The 17,515-nt window shown below is 39.1% G+C and carries 16 protein-coding genes and 2 other annotated features; of the genes, 3 read left to right on the top strand and 13 right to left on the bottom strand.

Translation table 11 applies throughout. From position 1 onward, the window contains the following. Positions 1–12 precede the first annotated feature (12 nt). The 9 genes from trpA to A5889_RS10585 form a co-directional block, all read right to left on the bottom strand. Positions 13–774 carry a tryptophan synthase subunit alpha gene (gene trpA / locus A5889_RS10625; protein WP_087641867.1) on the bottom strand — a complete coding sequence of 254 codons (762 nt, stop codon included), beginning with the start codon at positions 772–774 and terminating at the stop codon, positions 13–15. Continuing rightward, positions 771–1,964 (bottom strand): tryptophan synthase subunit beta, encoded by a 1,194-nt coding sequence (trpB, locus tag A5889_RS10620; protein WP_087641866.1) that lies wholly within the window; start codon positions 1,962–1,964, stop codon positions 771–773. Before trpB ends, trpA begins: the two co-directional genes overlap by 4 nt. Beyond that, positions 1,957–2,562 carry a phosphoribosylanthranilate isomerase gene (locus A5889_RS10615; protein ID WP_087641865.1) on the bottom strand — a complete coding sequence of 202 codons (606 nt, stop codon included), beginning with the start codon at positions 2,560–2,562 and terminating at the stop codon, positions 1,957–1,959. The genes trpB and A5889_RS10615 overlap by 8 nt, the downstream gene beginning before the upstream one ends. Next, entirely contained in the window at positions 2,559–3,317 is a 759-nt protein-coding gene (trpC, locus tag A5889_RS10610; RefSeq protein WP_087641864.1) for an indole-3-glycerol phosphate synthase TrpC, read from the bottom strand. Before trpC ends, A5889_RS10615 begins: the two co-directional genes overlap by 4 nt. Next, positions 3,318–4,331 carry an anthranilate phosphoribosyltransferase gene (gene trpD / locus A5889_RS10605; RefSeq protein WP_087641863.1) on the bottom strand — a complete coding sequence of 338 codons (1,014 nt, stop codon included), beginning with the start codon at positions 4,329–4,331 and terminating at the stop codon, positions 3,318–3,320. It lies immediately after the preceding gene. Next, on the bottom strand, positions 4,328–4,909 hold the full coding sequence (locus A5889_RS10600; RefSeq protein WP_087641862.1) for an anthranilate synthase component II: 582 nt from the start codon (positions 4,907–4,909) through the stop codon (positions 4,328–4,330). Before A5889_RS10600 ends, trpD begins: the two co-directional genes overlap by 4 nt. Then, a complete protein-coding gene (gene trpE / locus A5889_RS10595) occupies positions 4,906–6,270 on the bottom strand; it encodes an anthranilate synthase component I (RefSeq protein ID WP_087641861.1) in 1,365 nt (454 codons plus the stop codon). Before trpE ends, A5889_RS10600 begins: the two co-directional genes overlap by 4 nt. Positions 6,271–6,666: 396 nt before the next feature. Beyond that, positions 6,667–6,894, bottom strand: a binding site (T-box leader). Between the two features lie 51 nt (positions 6,895–6,945). Beyond that, positions 6,946–8,187: a peptidase T gene (gene pepT, locus A5889_RS10590; RefSeq protein WP_087641859.1), complete on the bottom strand. Its 1,242-nt coding sequence runs from the start codon at positions 8,185–8,187 to the stop codon at positions 6,946–6,948. Positions 8,188–8,197: 10 nt separating this feature from the next. Beyond that, the gene (locus A5889_RS10585; RefSeq protein ID WP_242585405.1) at positions 8,198–9,844 is read right to left on the bottom strand and encodes a peptide ABC transporter substrate-binding protein; all 1,647 of its coding nucleotides are present in this window, start codon (positions 9,842–9,844) and stop codon (positions 8,198–8,200) included. A 648-nt stretch (positions 9,845–10,492) separates the two neighbouring features. Then, positions 10,493–10,727 (bottom strand) — a binding site (T-box leader). A 246-nt stretch (positions 10,728–10,973) separates the two neighbouring features. Between A5889_RS10585 and A5889_RS10580 the strand changes: the two genes are divergently transcribed. After that, positions 10,974–12,275 carry a MucBP domain-containing protein gene (locus A5889_RS10580; RefSeq protein ID WP_087641857.1) on the top strand — a complete coding sequence of 434 codons (1,302 nt, stop codon included), beginning with the start codon at positions 10,974–10,976 and terminating at the stop codon, positions 12,273–12,275. A gap of 47 nt (positions 12,276–12,322) precedes the next feature. Here the strand turns inward: A5889_RS10580 and A5889_RS10575 are convergent, their stop codons facing one another. The 4 genes from A5889_RS10575 to A5889_RS10560 form a co-directional block, all read right to left on the bottom strand. Then, positions 12,323–13,285 carry a siderophore ABC transporter substrate-binding protein gene (locus tag A5889_RS10575; protein ID WP_087641856.1) on the bottom strand — a complete coding sequence of 321 codons (963 nt, stop codon included), beginning with the start codon at positions 13,283–13,285 and terminating at the stop codon, positions 12,323–12,325. Between the two features lie 320 nt (positions 13,286–13,605). Beyond that, positions 13,606–14,364, bottom strand: a complete 759-nt coding sequence (locus A5889_RS10570; RefSeq protein ID WP_087641855.1) for an ABC transporter ATP-binding protein — start codon at positions 14,362–14,364, stop codon at positions 13,606–13,608. Then, the gene (locus A5889_RS10565) at positions 14,361–15,329 is read right to left on the bottom strand and encodes an iron chelate uptake ABC transporter family permease subunit (RefSeq protein WP_087641854.1); all 969 of its coding nucleotides are present in this window, start codon (positions 15,327–15,329) and stop codon (positions 14,361–14,363) included. Before A5889_RS10565 ends, A5889_RS10570 begins: the two co-directional genes overlap by 4 nt. After that, positions 15,326–16,273 (bottom strand): ABC transporter permease, encoded by a 948-nt coding sequence (locus A5889_RS10560; protein ID WP_087641853.1) that lies wholly within the window; start codon positions 16,271–16,273, stop codon positions 15,326–15,328. The genes A5889_RS10565 and A5889_RS10560 overlap by 4 nt, the downstream gene beginning before the upstream one ends. 348 nt (positions 16,274–16,621) lie before the next feature. Here A5889_RS10560 and A5889_RS10555 point away from each other — a divergent pair, with 348 nt between their 5' ends. Then, positions 16,622–17,068: a YueI family protein gene (locus A5889_RS10555; RefSeq protein WP_087641852.1), complete on the top strand. Its 447-nt coding sequence runs from the start codon at positions 16,622–16,624 to the stop codon at positions 17,066–17,068. 18 nt (positions 17,069–17,086) lie between these two features. Then, a complete protein-coding gene (locus A5889_RS10550) occupies positions 17,087–17,494 on the top strand; it encodes a hypothetical protein (protein WP_087641851.1) in 408 nt (135 codons plus the stop codon). Positions 17,495–17,515 lie beyond the last annotated feature (21 nt).

The following is a 17,515-nucleotide window of genomic DNA, read 5'->3' as shown; positions in this document are numbered from 1 at the left end:
CATAAAAACAATCTAAATGACAGATTTAACAAACAATTCTATTTCTTTCGTTTTTCCTTCACTCAATAACTGTACGATTTTACTGCCTACGATCACGCCAGCACAATTTTGTCTAAATCGCTCAACGTGCTCTTTGGTAGAAATACCGAATCCAGCGAGAACCGGTTTATCACTGATACTTTGAATATAAGCTAAATGCTCATCTAAAGAAGTTTGATACTCTCGTCCTATACCAGTTACGCCGTTAACCGCCACGGCATAAATAAATCCTTCTCCCGCTTCCACTAATTCGACGATTCGTTCTTTAGGCGTCGTCAATGCTACTAACGGAATCAATGCAACATCGCTGTATTTTAAAAGCGGGGTCAATAATCCTTGATGCTCAAATGGCAAATCTGGAATAATCACTCCTTTGACATTCGTTTCCTGTAATTCTTGAATGAATTTTTCCAGTCCAAAATAAAAAATGGGGTTGAAATAAGTCATCAAAATCAAAGGAGTAGTGGTCTTGATTTTTTTTAATTGTGCAATGATTTTTTCTAGAGAGACATCTTTTTGAAGTGCCTGTAAACCAGCAGCTTGAATAACTGGCCCATCTGCCACTGGGTCTGAAAATGGAATCCCTAATTCAATTGCGCTAGCACCCGCATCAGAAAGCAAAGAAATTTCACTCTCCAATTGATCCAAACCTTGTGCGCCCGCCATGATATACGGAACAAAAATCGTTTCACCGTTTTGTTGTTTTGTTTTTAAATGCTTGGTCAATGTTTTCATTTGTTATCCTCCTGTTCGAATAATGCTTTGATCTGCTGCACATCTTTGTCCCCACGCCCTGAAAGACATACGATGATTTGCTTCTCTTTCCCAAGCTCTTTTGCTACCTTCACCGCATGACTGATTGCATGAGCGCTTTCTAAAGCGGGAATGATTCCTTCTGTTTGGCATAATAGCTCAAAAGCTTCCAGTGCTTCCTGATCGGTGGCAGAGGCATAGGTCGCTCGCTCGATTTCATTCAAATGGCAATGCTCCGGGCCTAAACCAGGATAATCTAACCCAGCAGAAATCGAAAAAGCTTCTAAAATTTGTCCATTTCCGTCCTGAAGCAGTTTCATCATCGCGCCATGCAATACACCCGTTTTTCCTTTATTGATCGAAGCCGCATGTGATTCCGTCTCCAAGCCTAAACCCGCAGCCTCTACTCCGATCAATGCAACATCATCATTGATAAATGGATAGAAAATCCCCATCGCATTACTTCCGCCGCCTACACAAGCAATAACTGCATCAGGTAATTTTTGTTCCGCTTCTAAAATCTGACGTCTAGCTTCGATCCCGATAATACTTTGATAATCACGAACGATCTCAGGGAATGGGTGCGGTCCTAAGACCGAGCCCATCACATAATGAGTGTCCTCGACATTCGCAACCCAGAATCGCAAGGCTTCATTCACGGCATCTTTTAATGTCTCACTACCAGAGGTCACACTTACCACTTTGGCACCTAATAACTCCATCCGAAAAACATTCAATGATTGACGAGCAACATCCACTGCCCCCATAAAAACGGTACATTCCATCCCAAATAATGCAGCAACTGTTGCAGTCGCTACACCATGCTGACCAGCACCAGTCTCTGCAACGACTTTGTTTTTACCCATTTTTTTAGCTAATAAAATTTGTCCGATCGTATTATTGATTTTATGCGCTCCTGTATGGTTCAAGTCTTCTCTTTTTAAATAAATCTTCGCTCCGCCGATTTTGTCAGTTAATCGCTCAGCAAAATAAAGCGGGTTTTCTCTTCCAACGTACTGTTTTAGATAGTAATTTAATTCTTTTTGAAATTCTTCATCTTTTTTTGATGCTTCATAGACTTCTTCTAATTCCTTCACTGCATACATTAAGGTTTCGGGGACAAACTGTCCGCCAAATTCTCCATAAAATCCTTTATTTGGTTGATTATACATCGTATTCCTCCTTGGCCTTTTTCAAAAAGGCTCTTATTTTTTTTAGATCTTTGACCCCATTTGTTTCAACTCCGCTGGAAACATCCACCGCATAAGGGGAAAAACGTTCTTTTGCTTCCTGTAGGTTTTCAATCGTCAATCCGCCAGCAATAATTATTTTTTTATCTGTTAGTTGATCTAGATCAAGCTTTTTCCAGTCGAATACTTGTCCATTTCCACCAACAAATTTTTGCGGAGGGGCATCGAAAAGTAAATAATTGGTCGTTGCCGCTTGAATCATCTTGATGTGTTCCTCACTATTGACCGTGATCGCCTGAATCACTGGTACAGAATAATGCTCTGTTGCCGCCATGCCGTGAATTTGAATCATATCCAGCTTCGCCTGCTGGATGATCTCTTCTGCTTCCTGATAATTTGGTGCAACCATCACACCTACCTTTTTGACTGTTTTCGGGACGTCTTTCGTGATTTCTCTGACGAGATCTGGACTGATTTTTCGTTTGCTTTCAGCAAAAACGAAGCCAAGATAATCTGCGCCATTTTTGACTGCTGTATCTACCTGTTCTTTTGTCTGCAATCCGCAAATTTTTACTTTCATCGCTTCACTTGCAACTCCTTAACTTTTGACTTAGGATCATTTTGACGCATCAATCCTTCACCAACAAGAACTGCTTGATAATGATCTTTTACTAAAGCAACCTCTTTATCACTTGAAAATCCTGATTCACTGATATAAACGGCGTCTGTCTGTTGTTTTTTGCCCAATTTTTGACTGACTTCAATAGAAACCTCGAACGTTTTTAGATTACGATTATTGACCCCGATCAAAACTGCATCTAAAGCTTCAGCAATCGCCTGTTCCTGCTCATCGTGCACTTCAACCAATACTTCTAGACCCAATGCTAATGCCTGATTATATAGAAACTCGAGCTTAGTCTGAGATAATGCGGAAACGATCAGTAAAACAATCGTTGCTCCTGCATTTCGTGCGCGAATCAGCTGTTTTTCATCGATGATAAAATCTTTACACAACACCGGAACATCAACCTCAGCTGCAACATTTCGTAAATCTTCGATCGAGCCTTTAAAAAACGATTCATCCGTCAGCACCGAAATCGCTGTGACACCAGCCTGTTCATACGCTTTAGCTTGTTCAAGAATATCGACGGTTAGATTGATTGCCCCTTTAGAAGGAGACGCACGTTTGACTTCGCCGATAATATGCATTTTTTCCGGCTGCTTTTTTACTCGTTCATAGAATGAAACAGTTTGACGAAGCGGTTGAAGTTTTTCCTTAGACATTTGCGCCACTTCTTGATTTTTCTCAGTAAGAATCTTATCTAAAAAGTCCATCTATGCTACCTCCTGCTGTGCGCGGATCAATTGCTGTAATTTATCAAATGCTGCACCGCTGGCAACGCAGTCTTTCGCCAAAGAAATACCCTCTTTTACTGTCCCAACTTTTCCATTACTAAAAAATCCTAATCCTGCATTCAATAAAACTGTATCTAAGTAAGGACTGGCTTGATTTTTTAAGATAGATAGCAGAATCTCCGTATTTTTTTCTGCATTGCCTCCGCGAACAGCTTCCAGCGGCAAACGAGTATAGCCAAATTCTTCAGGGCTGATTTCATGCATAGAAATTCTATCATTTTCCAGTAAAGCAAAATGCGTTGTTCCTGCTAATGAGGCCTCATCCATCCCTCCTGATCCATTGACCACGACCGCCCGCTTGCGCCCCAAACCGCCCAATGTTTTAGCTGTCTCTTCCAATAAATCTCGGCGATAAGTTCCCATCAATTGAGAATCTAAATGAACAGGGTTTGTCAACGGGCCAATCAAATTCAAAATGGTCGGAGTCCCTAATTCCTTTCGAACATTCATCACATATTTCATGTTAGGATGCATGTGGGGCGCAAAAAGAAATGCCAGACCAACCTCGTTGAGTAGTATGCTTAGTTTAGTGGGAGAAAGCGTCAGATCCAGTCCCAAGCATTCAAAAATGTCTGCACTGCCTGACTTGCTAGAAATACTTCGATTCCCGTGTTTTGCTACTGTTACCCCACCTGCAGCTAGTACAAATGCAGCTGTCGTACTAATATTGAAACTCCCAGACTGATCTCCACCTGTACCACAGTTATCCATGACATTTTCTTGTTGACATGGGATCATCACAGCTTTGCTTTGAATGGTTTCAGCAATTCCCGCCATTTCCTCTGCTGTTTCACCTTTGATCTTCAATGCGGTTAAAAAAGCAGCGATCTGGCTATCCGTCATTTCTCCTTCAAACATTTTTTCAGCGACTTGTTGCGCTTCTTGACGTGTTAAATGTTCCCTTCTGAATACTTTCTCAAATAATTGCTTCATATTTTTTGTTCCTCCATTAGTTGAATAAAATTTTGAATCATTTCTTTACCAGCAGGTGTTCCGATTGATTCTGGATGAAACTGCAAACCAAAAACTGGATAGTTCCGATGCTCGATCGCCATAATTTCCTGATCATCTAAAGCCGTTGCAGAAATATCAAACTCCTGCGGTAATGTACTTGGATCGATCACTAAAGAGTGATAACGCATTACTGGCAGTTCAGATGGCATGCCTTTAAAAAGACGGCTGTTTGGTGCAGTTTGGATCATCGATTGCTTGCCATGACGAATTTCTTCAGCTAAAACTACTCGAGCACCAAATACTTCCCCAATCGTTTGATTCCCTAAACAGATCCCTAACATCGGTTTTTCTTGATGAAAGTCTTGGATCACTTGTTTTACTTGGCCTGTTTCAGCAGGTGTTCCTGGTCCAGGAGAAATGACGATACTCGAAGCCTCTTTTGCCAAATCAACTAATTGCTTGTCGTCATTTCTCATAACCATAACTTCTCTAGATTCTCCTAATAAATGAGCTAAATTGTATGTAAATGAATCATAATTGTCGATCAATAAAATCATTGGCTCACCTCCAATAGTGCCTTAGCCTTTTGCAACGTCTCCTCATATTCTTTTGCCGGATCTGAGTCATGAACGATCCCCGCTCCTGCCTGTACATATGCAATTCCTTTATGAATGACCATCGTACGGATCGCGATCGCAAAATCTGCTTGATCATTTTTAGATAAATAACCAACTGCACCAGCATAAATATTTCTTTTGACCGGCTCTAATTCATAAATGCGCTGCATTGCTCTGATCTTGGGTGCTCCGCTGACTGTCCCTGCCGGTAAGGTCACTTTTAAGGCGTCCATAGCAGATAATTCTGCTTTTAACCTGCCTGTAACGACAGAAACGATATGCATCACAAAACGATATTTTTCCACCGTCATATATACCGGCACTTCTACTGACCCAATTTCACTGACTCTTCCAACATCGTTCCTCCCTAGATCGATCAGCATCAAATGCTCTGCCCGCTCTTTTTCATCATTGATAAGTTCCTTCTCTAAAACCGCATCCTGTTCAATCGTCTTTCCTCTTTTTCGGGTGCCCGCAATCGGATTCGTCGTGACGATCCCATCTTTCACACTAACTAAACTTTCTGGAGATGAACCAACGACGTACGTCGCTCCAAAATCTAAGAAATACAAGTACATAGACGGATTCGTCACACGTAAGCGACGGTAATAATCAAATGGCTCTCCCTTGAACTCAGCTTTTAAGCGCTGTGAAGGAACCATCTGAAATAAATCCCCCTGTCCGATGTACTCTTTTACCTTACTGACTACCTGTTCAAAACTTTCTTTTGTAAAATTACTTTGATAATTCAGCGGTGTTAACTGGATATCTTTTTGTTCTGCTTCACTTGGTATTTGAAGCTCATCCTTTTTTTGTTGGAGCGCCTGTTCTAGTTCCTTTACAGAGCGATTCGAGTAGGTATTCGCTTCAACAAGAGAAATCTTTTCACCCACATGATCAAAAATCAAATAAGAATCAAATAGGTAAAAATGGATATCAGGAATAGCCATTTCATCCAAAGGCAGCTCTCCTAGGTCTTCATAGCAAGCAACTACATCATAGCCAACATAGCCGATCGCTCCACCCTGAAATGGTAGATCTGCTGCAATTTCTTCATTTTTTAAAACATACTTCTCAATTTCTTTTAGCGGCTCATGTGTAGTGATTGTTTTGCCAGCGATAGTCAATTGCTTTTCTGTGTACGTGATCTCAGTTACTGCATCCCAAGCGATGATCGAATAGCGACCTTTGCTCTTGTCTCTTGGAATGCTTTCCAAAAGGCATTTGTTTTTTCCTTTGATTCGTAGAAATGCTGATACTGCTGTTAAATAATCTGCCTGAATTTCTTTGATCAATTGCATCTATTTCCCTCTTTTCTATTTTTGATAAAACAAAAAGCCCTCACAAAACAGACGTAACTCTGTCTTGTGAGGGCGAATAATAGTATCCACGGTACCACCTCATTGGAAATCGATTCTTTTTTAAACTTGAGAGATTTAGCACTTACACCGATGGCTGTGATTGGTTGCTAACTTCATTGCTTTTAGTTCCCAAGTATTGTTCAACATCTGCTCTGGCTTAAATCCAACGCTCTTTTTAGTTTTACGTTAGTTGTTTTCTATGCCTCTTGCGTTTGGTGTTTCATACTTTGGGTACTTCGCTCACTTCGTTCGCCAAGTATTGTTCATCATCTACTCTGGCTTAGCCAATCGTAGTGATTCACAACAAAAAGCCCCCAAACCACAATATATCTGTGGTTTGAGGGCGAATGATCACGGTGCCACCTCAAGTTTGAAAGAAATTCTTTCCTCTTATCAGTCGTCTATCAACGACCTTACTCTATAACGGGAGTTCCCGAAAATGCCTACTACTTGTTCAACATTTTGCTCGAAAGTCCATTCGCAACACATCCCCTGCTGATTCTCACCGCCACCAGCTCTCTGAAAAGTTTCTGTGTTGTTACTCCTCTTTCTCAAAGCTTTGCTATTGAGGATAATCATATTAGAAAACTCTAATATTGTCAACTATTTTTTATATTATTTTTCATTTTGTCTGCGAATCGTGTTTTCTTTAATGATTTCGACGATCGTTTTGGCTGCTTTTTCCATGGCTTCTAATGTGATGAATTCATATTGTCCATGAAAATTTTCGCCGCCTGTGAAGAGATTAGGTGTAGGAATGCCCATAAATGAGATTTTTGATCCGTCTGTACCGCCTCGGAAAGGTTGAATGTCTGGTTCGATCCCTAAATTTTCCATTGCAGTTACAGCTAATCCTACCGAAGTCATATCTTTTTCGATGACTTCTTTCATATTGTAATATTGATCGACGAATTCAATATTCAATCTTTTTTTATCAAATGACTCATTTAGTTTAGTCACATGATCCAATAAAACTTCCTTACGCTGATTGAATAAGTTTTTGTCATGGTCACGAATAATGTAAGTCAATTCAGCATAATCTATACTACCGTTGAATTTCGTCAATAAATAAAATCCTTCATGTCCGCGTGTTTTTTCTGGAACTTCTTCTTTTGGTAACAACGCATCCAATTGTTCACCTATTTTAATTGCATTGACCATCGTACCATAGGCTGTCCCTGGATGAACACTTGTCCCTTCGATCGTGATCACCGCTTGCGCAGCGTTGAAGGTTTCATATTCAAAACATCCTACTCGACCGCTGTCCACTGTATAGGCAAAAGCTGCTGGAAAATTCGCCGCATCAAAACGGTCCGCACCTCGACCGATTTCTTCATCCGGTCCAAATGCAAGCAGTACTTTTCCGTGAGGAATTTCTGGGTGAGCTAATAAATACTCAACTGCATCTAAAATTTCAACGATCCCCGCCTTGTCATCAGCTCCTAATAAAGTCGTTCCATCTGTTGTGATCAACGTCTGACCAGTATATTCTTTTAAATTAGGAAATTCTTCAACTTCCATAGTGATCGACTGCTGTTCATTCAAGATAACCGATTTTCCATCATACTCTTTAAAAATCTTTGGCTGGATGTTCTCTGCATTGTAATCTGCCGTATCTAAATGCGCAATAAAACCGATCGTTGGAACATCTTCGGTGATCGTAGCTGGCAGTACTGCTGTCAGAAAACCATTTTTATCATTATAATGAATATCAGAAAGACCGATCTCGATCAATTCTTTTTCGATGACTCTAGCTAGTTCCACTTGTCCCAAAGTCGTTGGTACTCTTTGACTTGCTGCATCAGAACGTGTATTGACTTTTACATAACGGATAAAACGATCTAATAAGTTCTCCATTTCGCTCTCCTTACTCTTCTAAAAAGGCTGTTCTAAGATTGAAATAATCCCCGTATAAATGATAACTGATTCCTTTGATTTTAGGATTGATCAAATAGTTTGATGCACTTTGATACAGCGGCACTTGTGCTGCATCTTGATCTAAGAGAATATCTTCTGCGTTTTTATAGTCGTCGAATTGTTTTTCCGGATCATTCGCATGTGTTGTTTTTGCTTCGGTTACCAGTTTGTCGTAGTCTTTATTTTCATAGCCGCCGTAATTATATGAAGATGTTCCATCATATAGATTAAAATATGAATCTAAATCACTGCTGCCAGCGATCCAACCAGATAAAGATAATTCATATTTTTTATTTTTTCTAGATTCAAGTACATTGTTCTTAGGCTGTGCGTTGATCGTGATTTCCAAGCCTTTCAAATTTTCCTGTAATTGACTTTGGACATACTCAGAGAGTTTTTTCCCGTTGTCATCATCTGATACTAAAATCGATAATTTCACTTTATCGCCTAGATCTGCTTGTGCTTTTTTCCATTCTTCTTGTGCTTTTTCAACATCATACACTAAGTGATCCCCACTAAATTCCCGGAAGTCTTTTGAAGTATCCGGATTCTTGTAAAGATTTCTTGGAATCAAGCCATTTAGCGGTTTTGAGCCATCATTTAATACGCTTTTTGCTAAAGCTTCTTTATCGATTGCCTGAGCAATTGCTTTACGCAAATGAACATTTGCCGGCGCAGTACCTTCTTGTTTATTGAAATCTAAGAAATAATTTGCTACATCAGAATGAGTCACATACCCTGCATCATCTTGATATTGAGCAACATATTGTCCGCTGATACGAGTTAAATCCAACTCACCTGATTGATATAAATTGATGCCTGTATTTTCTTCTTTGATCGTATTGACTTTGATTTCTTCCAAGCTCACTTTGTCTGCTTCATAATATTCTGGATTTTTTTTCAGAGTCCATGTATCAGATGAGGCATCCCAATCGGTCAAAATAAATGGTCCACTGTAGATCAAATGATCGCTGTCTTGTGCGTACTCTTTTCCTTGTTTTTCAACATATTCTTTATTTTGAGGTGCTAGCCAGCCGATTGAAACAACGGTCAAAAATGAAGGCTGCGCTTGTTCCAGTTCAACCACAAATTCTTTATCATTAGGTGCAGAAATCCCCATCTCTTCGACTGATTTTTCACCATTGCGGATTGCTTTACTGTTTTTTACGTTATCTAATAAGTATGCATTTGGTCCGATCGTTTCAGGTGTGACTAGCTTTTTCCATGAGTAAAGAAAATCTTGTGCAGTGATCGGTTCACCATTGCTCCATTTGATATTGTCTTTCAGTGTAAATTTATATGTTAAGCCATCTTCACTGATATCGACTTTTTCAGCTAAGCCCGGAATCGGTGTACTGTCATCTTCAAAGCGATACAAGCCTTCAAATAAGTGTTGGACGATCGTAAAGGTATTTTTATCCATTGTTTGCGTCGTATCTAATGTAGATAACGGCGCCGGTGAACTGATTTCGATTTTTTGAGTTGTTGCCAAGCCTTCCGTTTCTGTTTTAGTCGTCTCTTTTTTATCATTTCCTCCGCAGGCTGTTAGTAATAAGCTTGCAAATACCGCACTTGCGATAAGTAATTTCTTTTTCATTCTAGTTCCCCCTTCAATAATTTCATACATTAGCTACTCCTACCATTCATTGTGAATATTGAGTGTTGTGAGCAAAAGTTACTTCTTTATCTTTGGTGCATTCATCTGATGGACTTTGATCCTTGAGCTTTAACGCTCACTTGTTGATAGCTACTCTAACTGCTCAATATTACATCCTTACTTGCTGAATACTGTTCATCAACTGCTCTATTTGAGCTAGAAACAATGATTCAATTCTTAGAGCTTTAGCTTTCCACTTTTGTGGATCGATCGTGTTTTGTGGGTGATTCACTACGAAGGTTATTACGTGTTCATCATCTGCTCTGGCAAAGCCAGTCGCAGGCCTTCAATTCTTAGAGCTAAAGTTCTTAGAATTTGATGCGATCGAAACGTAGTGTAGTGATTCACTAGTTTGGTCACTTCGCTCGGCTACACTCGCCAAGTACTGTTCATCATCTGCTCTGGCGTAGCCAGTTACACTCCTTCAATCTTTAGGGCTTTAGCTCTTAGAATTTGATGCGATCAAAGCGCAGTGTAGTGATTCACTGGTTTGGTCACTTCGCTCGGCTACGCTCGCCAAGTACTGTTCATCATCTGCTCTGGCGTAGCCAGTCGCAGTGATTCACAGCAAAAAGCCCTCATCCTCTAAAAAAGGACGAGAGCTGTAAACTTTCGCGGTACCACCTTCAATTGGTTTAATGATAAACCCACTCATTCAGTACAATCATACTGAGGCGCTATAACAGGCGCACCTGAATTGGTTTTAACGTGTTCAACCAATTTGCTCAAAGGCCATTTTCTTCTCCATCGTCACTATCTCTTTCCACCAGCCGAGACTCTCTTTAAGTTATCTAGAAAATACTTTCCTCATCTTCACATTTAATTTTAATAGATAATGTATTATAAGGATTGTAGCATAAAAAAAGAGAGCGAGTCAATAGTCATTTCGATTCATTCTAAATTATGTACACATTCTAAAACAATGTACTCAAAACAGGAAAAAGGCACTATTTAAAGCTATTTCAACTAGGTTTATCTTCTCATTTTATGAAGACAGACGTTAAAGGAACTGGTACACTATAAGTTAAAGAGTTGTTAATGTTTTGTTGGATTAAAAGGAGGAAAAAATTTGAAAAAGAAGAACTGTATTACTAAATTACTTTTAGCATTGTTGCTAACACCTGTTTTGCTGAATGCACATTTTGTTTTTGCTGAAGAAGGAACAGACACACAGCAAGACCAATCAGCCATTGACGAAACTCTTATGGCTGATGAAGAAAAAATACCAGAAACGCCTGTGAATACTACTGAAGAAAACATTTTAGAGACAACACCAAGCGGATCGGCCGAACAATTGCTTGAACCGGAAGCTATCCTTTCTGATTCAGAAAATACTTTTACAGAAAATTCGGCTGCAGATGAAACGAATACTGAAGTGACTGTAATTATTTCTTTAGAAGATCAACGATCCGGCACTACACAAAACATTTCTTTCAGCGGCTCAGTCAATACTACTCAAGTTTTCTCATTGCCCGTGACTGTGGCAGCAGATGATATTGTGACTAGCTCATCTGATATGGCAGTTCCTATCATCGATGCTTCTGGTCAGTTCAGTGTTCAAGTGACGTTTCCGGCTTCTGCGACAGGGATCCATTCATTGTCCATTGTGATCAGCAAACCTGTCACGATAACTTTTGGGAGTGTCAACATCAAACATCTTGATGATTTTGGCAATTTGCTCACTCAATTTGATCTTTTTGTTGCTGGATTTGTTGGCGATAGCTACAACACGATGCCGATCACAGTTCCAGGTTATTTTTTAACTGCTACACCAGAAAATGCAACGGGTACGATCACGGCGGCTCCACAAACTGTTATCTATCAATATGATCGTGTTCAGACGACTGTAAATATCGTTTGTGTAGATGAAAACGGTACGACCTTAGGAACGCCTGTTTCACAACCTGGGAAATTTAACGATTCTTTTACTATTGATGCACCGGCAATTGCTGGCTATGAATTTCTAGGCTTCTCTTTGTCTGCTACACAAACAACAGCAACTTCTATCGAAGGGATCTATGGTTTAGAAGATCAATATTTCACAGCAACTTATAGAAAGATCACCAGCACTACAGATCCTTCAGAAGGTATAACTACTACCGTACCTGGCACTCTTCCTGAAGTGAAAACTACGCAAACAAGTAGTCGGAAAAAGGACAATGCATCTTCGCCAAGCGTTATCCAAGTAACAACAAATAAACAAATGAATACACTCTTACCACCTCTAATTCAGAAAAAGAGCTACACACAGGCACAGCTACCTAAAACAGGTGAAAGGAAGATGTCAAACTCATTGACTGTAATTGGTTTTGGTTTACTTGGTGTTTTTTATTTTACAAAGAAAAAGAGAGAAAATGAATTTACTATTTAATAAAAAAGCAGATGATCCTTCATTACAAAGGTTCACCTGCTTTATTTTTATTTCAATGCTTTTGCAACATCTTCAATCATCAAACGAGTAGATTCAAGTCCGCCGCCGCTTAAATACCAAACATCCGGCTGCAATGAAACGACTTTATCATTTTTCCTAGCATTTGTTTGTTTTACTAGTTCATTATCCGCTACATTATCATTTGTATCATCTCCGCCAATTGCTTTCGTACGATCAACTACAAATAAAATATCCGGATTTTTTTCTAAGACATATTCATAAGAGACACTTTGACCATGAGTAGAGGCTTCGATCGTATCATCTGCTTGCTTGAAACCAAATGTATCATGCACGATGCCAAAACGAGAACCTGTACCATAGGCAGATAGTTGCCCTTCATTTACTAAAACAACTAATGCTTTTTTATCACTTGCTTCGGCTTCTTCTTTTACATCAGCGATTTCTTTTTCTAAATCAGCGATTTTTGTTTTCGCTTCCTCTTTCTTATCAAAAATCTCAGCAAGTGTTTCAATATTTTTCTTAGTAGAATTCCATGTGTCTTTCGCATCTACTGCTAAATAGATAGTTGGCGCAATTTTTTCAAGCTTATCTTGGAAATCTTGTTGACGACCAGAAATGATGATCAAATCTGGTTTTAATTGATTGATCTTTTCTAAATCTGGTTCTTTGATCCCGCCAGCTGATTCGACTTTTTTATAGTCAGCTAAATATTCTGGTAAGTTTTTGGTCGGTGCTCCGACAACTGTATCGCCAACACCTAAAGCATCAAGTGTGTCTAATGAACCATTATCAAAAACAACGACCTTTTTAGGATTTTTCGGTACTTCAACAGAACCATTTGAATCTTCTACCGTAATCGTCGTTTCTTCTGTATTTGATTCTTTTGCTGCTGAACCATCTGTCGCATTGTTATTACTATTTCCGCAAGCACCTAACGTTAGTAAGGCGATCATTGATACGGCTACAACTGCTAAAAATTTCTTCTTCATTCTATTTCCCCCAATTATATTTATATTGATTTTTTAATTAAATTATTTGATCAAGAGCTGAACAACGTATTCAGCTTTTCTTTATTCCAGCTTCCTACGTTAGCTCTTTCGACAAATAGATAAAATCGTTTCAAAGGCATAGAGCACCTTTGAACGTTTTTCCTTATTTGCTTGAGAGCTGGCAACGTATTCAGCTTTTCTTTATTCCAGCTTCCTACGTTAGCTCTTTCGACAAATAGATAAAATCGTTTCAAAGGCATAGAGCACCTTTGAACGTTTTTCCTTATTTGCTTGAGAGCTGGGCAACGTATTCAGCTTTTCTAGCTAAAATACATGCAAAAGCGTTTGCCTTCGATTTCGCATATTCGGATATTCATATCATAAAGTTTGTTCAACGTTTCAGACTGGATCACTTCATCCGTCGTGCCGTGAGTGAATAAGCGACCGTCTTTCATGGCTACGATTTCATCTGCATAGCTAGCGGCAAAATTGATATCATGAAGTACGATGACCACTGTTTTACCAAATTCATCTACTAGGCGACGTAATGTCTGCATCATTTGAACCGCAAAATTCATGTCCAAATTGTTCAATGGCTCATCCAGCAAAATATAATCTGTGTCTTGTGCTAAAACCATGGCAATATAGACACGCTGTAATTGGCCGCCGGACAACGTATCGATCAACTCATCTGCCAAATCAAGCAACCCCAGATTTTTCATGGCTTCTTCGACTTTTTCATGATCTTCTTTCTTCAGACGCCCCTTACTATATGGAAAACGACCAAAATTAACTAATTCTCTGACTGTGATCTTCAAATTGATGCCATTCGTTTGTTTCAGGATCGATAATTTTTTAGATAATTCACTTTGCTTCCACGTTTTCACTTCATTATGATCTAAATAAATTTCACCAGTATCTTTAGGAATCAAGCGGCTCATCATTGAAAGTAAAGTACTTTTTCCAGCTCCATTTGGTCCAATAAAAGCGGTCAGTTTTTGTTCTGTGATCGGCAACTGAACCTCTGAGACAACAATCTTTTCACCATATCTTTTTGACACATTTTTGATTTCGATCATCCGCGCTGCTTCCTTTCACTAATTATTTTCCCGACAAAATACAACCCGCCGCCAAACTCGATCACAATACTTAACGTCGTGTTCAGCTGAAAAACCTGTTCTACTAGAAATTGACCAAAAACAAGTAATAAGATCGACAATAAGCTGCCGCCTAAAAACAAATCACGATGACGATAAGTGCCCATCAATTGATAACTCATATTTGCTACAATAAAACCTAAAAATGTCACAGGTCCAACCAATGCTGTTGACAAACCGATCAATCCGCTGATCACTGTCAATAAGATAAATTGAAACCTTGGCACATCCACACCTAAACTGGTTGCCTGGTCATTTCCCAGATGTAACACGTCTAAAGTAGCACTTTTCATCCAAAGAAATCCGACCAACAATGTAATCAAGACCCCTGCGATCATTAAATGCTGACTATTCACATTGCCAAAACTGGCAAACAGTTTTCCTTGAAGTAGATCATATTCATTTGGATCCATCACTACCTGTAAAAAAGTACTGATACTATTGAAAAACGTGCCTAAGATAATCCCGATCATCAATAGTAAAAATAGATCATTGCTGCCTTTTCGTAACAAGAAGCGCGACAATACTATACTAGCTGCGACCATCAACAAGACATTGATCAAAAAAGTCCCAATCGTTTCTTTCCCTAAAAGCTGCTGTCCACCTAAAATAAAAAACAATAAGGTTTGAATGAATACATATAACGAATCCAATCCTAAAATATTTGGTGTTAAGAAATGATTTTGGGTCATGGTTTGAAAACTGATGGTTGAAAAAGCTGCGGCTACGCCGACAAAAATAAATGCTAGTAGTTTTTTCCCTCTAAGCTCTAACGCAAACGCCCAATTTCCATACGTTTTATAGGATAAATAAAGCGTACAAACGAGCAAAACAGCCAAAAGCAAAACTATGATTTTTGCCGCTGATGAATGGAAGAATTTTTTCATGCTGTTTTCCTCCTCATCAATAAAGCAATAAATATAAAGCTGCCTAACACGCCGACAACAACACTAACAGGCACTTCATAAGGCGCAATCACCACACGTGCTAACACATCACAGGCTAATAGGAAAATACTGCCACCCACCGCCGTGATCGCCAGCGTATTTTTCATATGGTCCCCATATCTCATTGAAACAAGATTTGGGACGATAACGCCTAGAAAGGGAATATTTCCGACCATGATCAGCACAACTGCACTGGATAAAGCGACGATTCCTAAACCAAACAGCTGAATGCGCTGATAATTTATCCCTAAGTTGGTTGCCATGTCTTCACCCATTCCAACTACTGTAAATCGATAGGCAAATAAATAAGTGACGACCAGTAAAGGTATCGTCAGATACAATAGTTCATAATTTCCTTTCATCACTGTGGAGAAATTCCCCTGCAGCCAAGAAGACATATTTTGAACCAGTTGAAACTGATACGCAAAAAAAGTAGCGATCGAACCAATGATATTTCCAAACATTACGCCGATCAAAGGAATCATCACTTGATTTTTTGCCGGTAAAAAACGCGTTAAATAGATAAACGTCAGTGTCCCGCCAAAAGCAAAGAGAAACGCAATAAACGAGCGAAATAACAATGGTGCACTTGGGAAAAAGACCATAACGACCAGAATACCTAAACGCGCGCTGTCCATCGTACCTGCCGTACTTGGAGAAACAAATTTATTTTGTGTCAAATGCTGCATGATCAAACCAGAAATACTGATCGTACTGCCAGCGATCACTAAGCTGATCGTTCGTGGTATCCTTGTTGTCAACAATACCAACTGTTGCTGTGCATCCCATTGAAAGAATTGAGCCAGAGAAATATCTTTGACCCCAACAAAAATAGACGACACGATCAAAATAAGCAGGAGAACAAATAACCCCAATTTTTTCATAAACTCTCTCCATTTTTTCTAAATAAAAAACCGCGATGGTATTTTACAATTTTTCTATCGAGCTAGCTTTGCACACTAACTTCTCGAAAAAAAGATGGCTCCTATCTGTGCCAAAAGCATGCACATTCACGATCCCCTATTTTTCTGTCGAAGTTGAACGAGTATGCTCAGCTTTTCTAATTGAGAATGATTTTCATTCTTATTTACTAGTCTATGCGAAATTCGTGAGAAAAGCAACACTTTTTTTACTCTTCAAACTTCTTTAAACAACGAATAAAATCAGTGCTTTCAAGTGTTCTGTGCTATAATTTGTTTAAGACTACTGAATGAAAGCAGGTTCGATAATCTATGGCTCAAGATGACTTACAAAAACATTTAGACAATGCAATGTATGGCACCCCGCAGCTAAAACCAGAGGAACAGCGAAAGTACATGGGTACTTTTCGAGAACGCTGTTACCTAACAATGACCATCACTCAAATGAAAGATCCAATCAACAAAGAGCACTTTTTGAATGAAGCTGAGCAACATCCGGATACTTCTGTTCTTTTAAATGGCGCTATGGATATTGCTTTACAATCAAGTTATATCAAATCGATCAATGAAAGAAATATTCCCTTCACGGTGGTCAATGATTCTGTTACGAATACACCCGATTCACTAGGATTGATTTTGGCTGCAAAAGAAGCAGTCAATGTAGAAACGATCGATATCACAAAAAAATACCCTAAAGAAACAGCTTCTGACGAAAAGTCATCTGCGAAAAAAGGGTTTTGGCATAATTTATTCAATTAATGAAAGGAGTTCTTCGAAATGATCGAACAACAATTACTAAAACAAGATTTAGCAAATGCTCTGACTGCTCATATTACCTTACTTAGAGAAGTGGAACAAATCGAAGAGGATCATATGGATGCATTTACTTTTATGATGAGAAGTTTTGGTTTTATGTTGGAACATGCCCCCAAAGTCATGCTTGAAGACGATGAGGAGGAACTGCACTATATGATGTTTCAATATTACAGTTTGCTGACTGAACTTAAATATAACCTGATTCTGAATTATCCTTATGCCCGATTGCTGGGAAAAAATTTAATTGATGTCATCGCCGTTTTTCCGACAACCTATGAACGTGAAATGAAGCAATGGTGGGAAAACAAGACTGGATTGGCAGTCGAAGAAACCAAACAAACCATCGCGATCAAGGAATTGGAATACTAAATAGTGCTAACTAAAACCGAA

Origin of the sequence: Enterococcus sp. 9D6_DIV0238 (genome assembly GCF_002174455.2) — a bacterium.
GTDB lineage: Bacteria > Bacillota > Bacilli > Lactobacillales > Enterococcaceae > Enterococcus_L > Enterococcus_L dunnyi.
The sequence above is the reverse complement of the archived record's forward strand: the minus strand, read 5'-3'. Positions and strand labels throughout refer to the sequence as shown.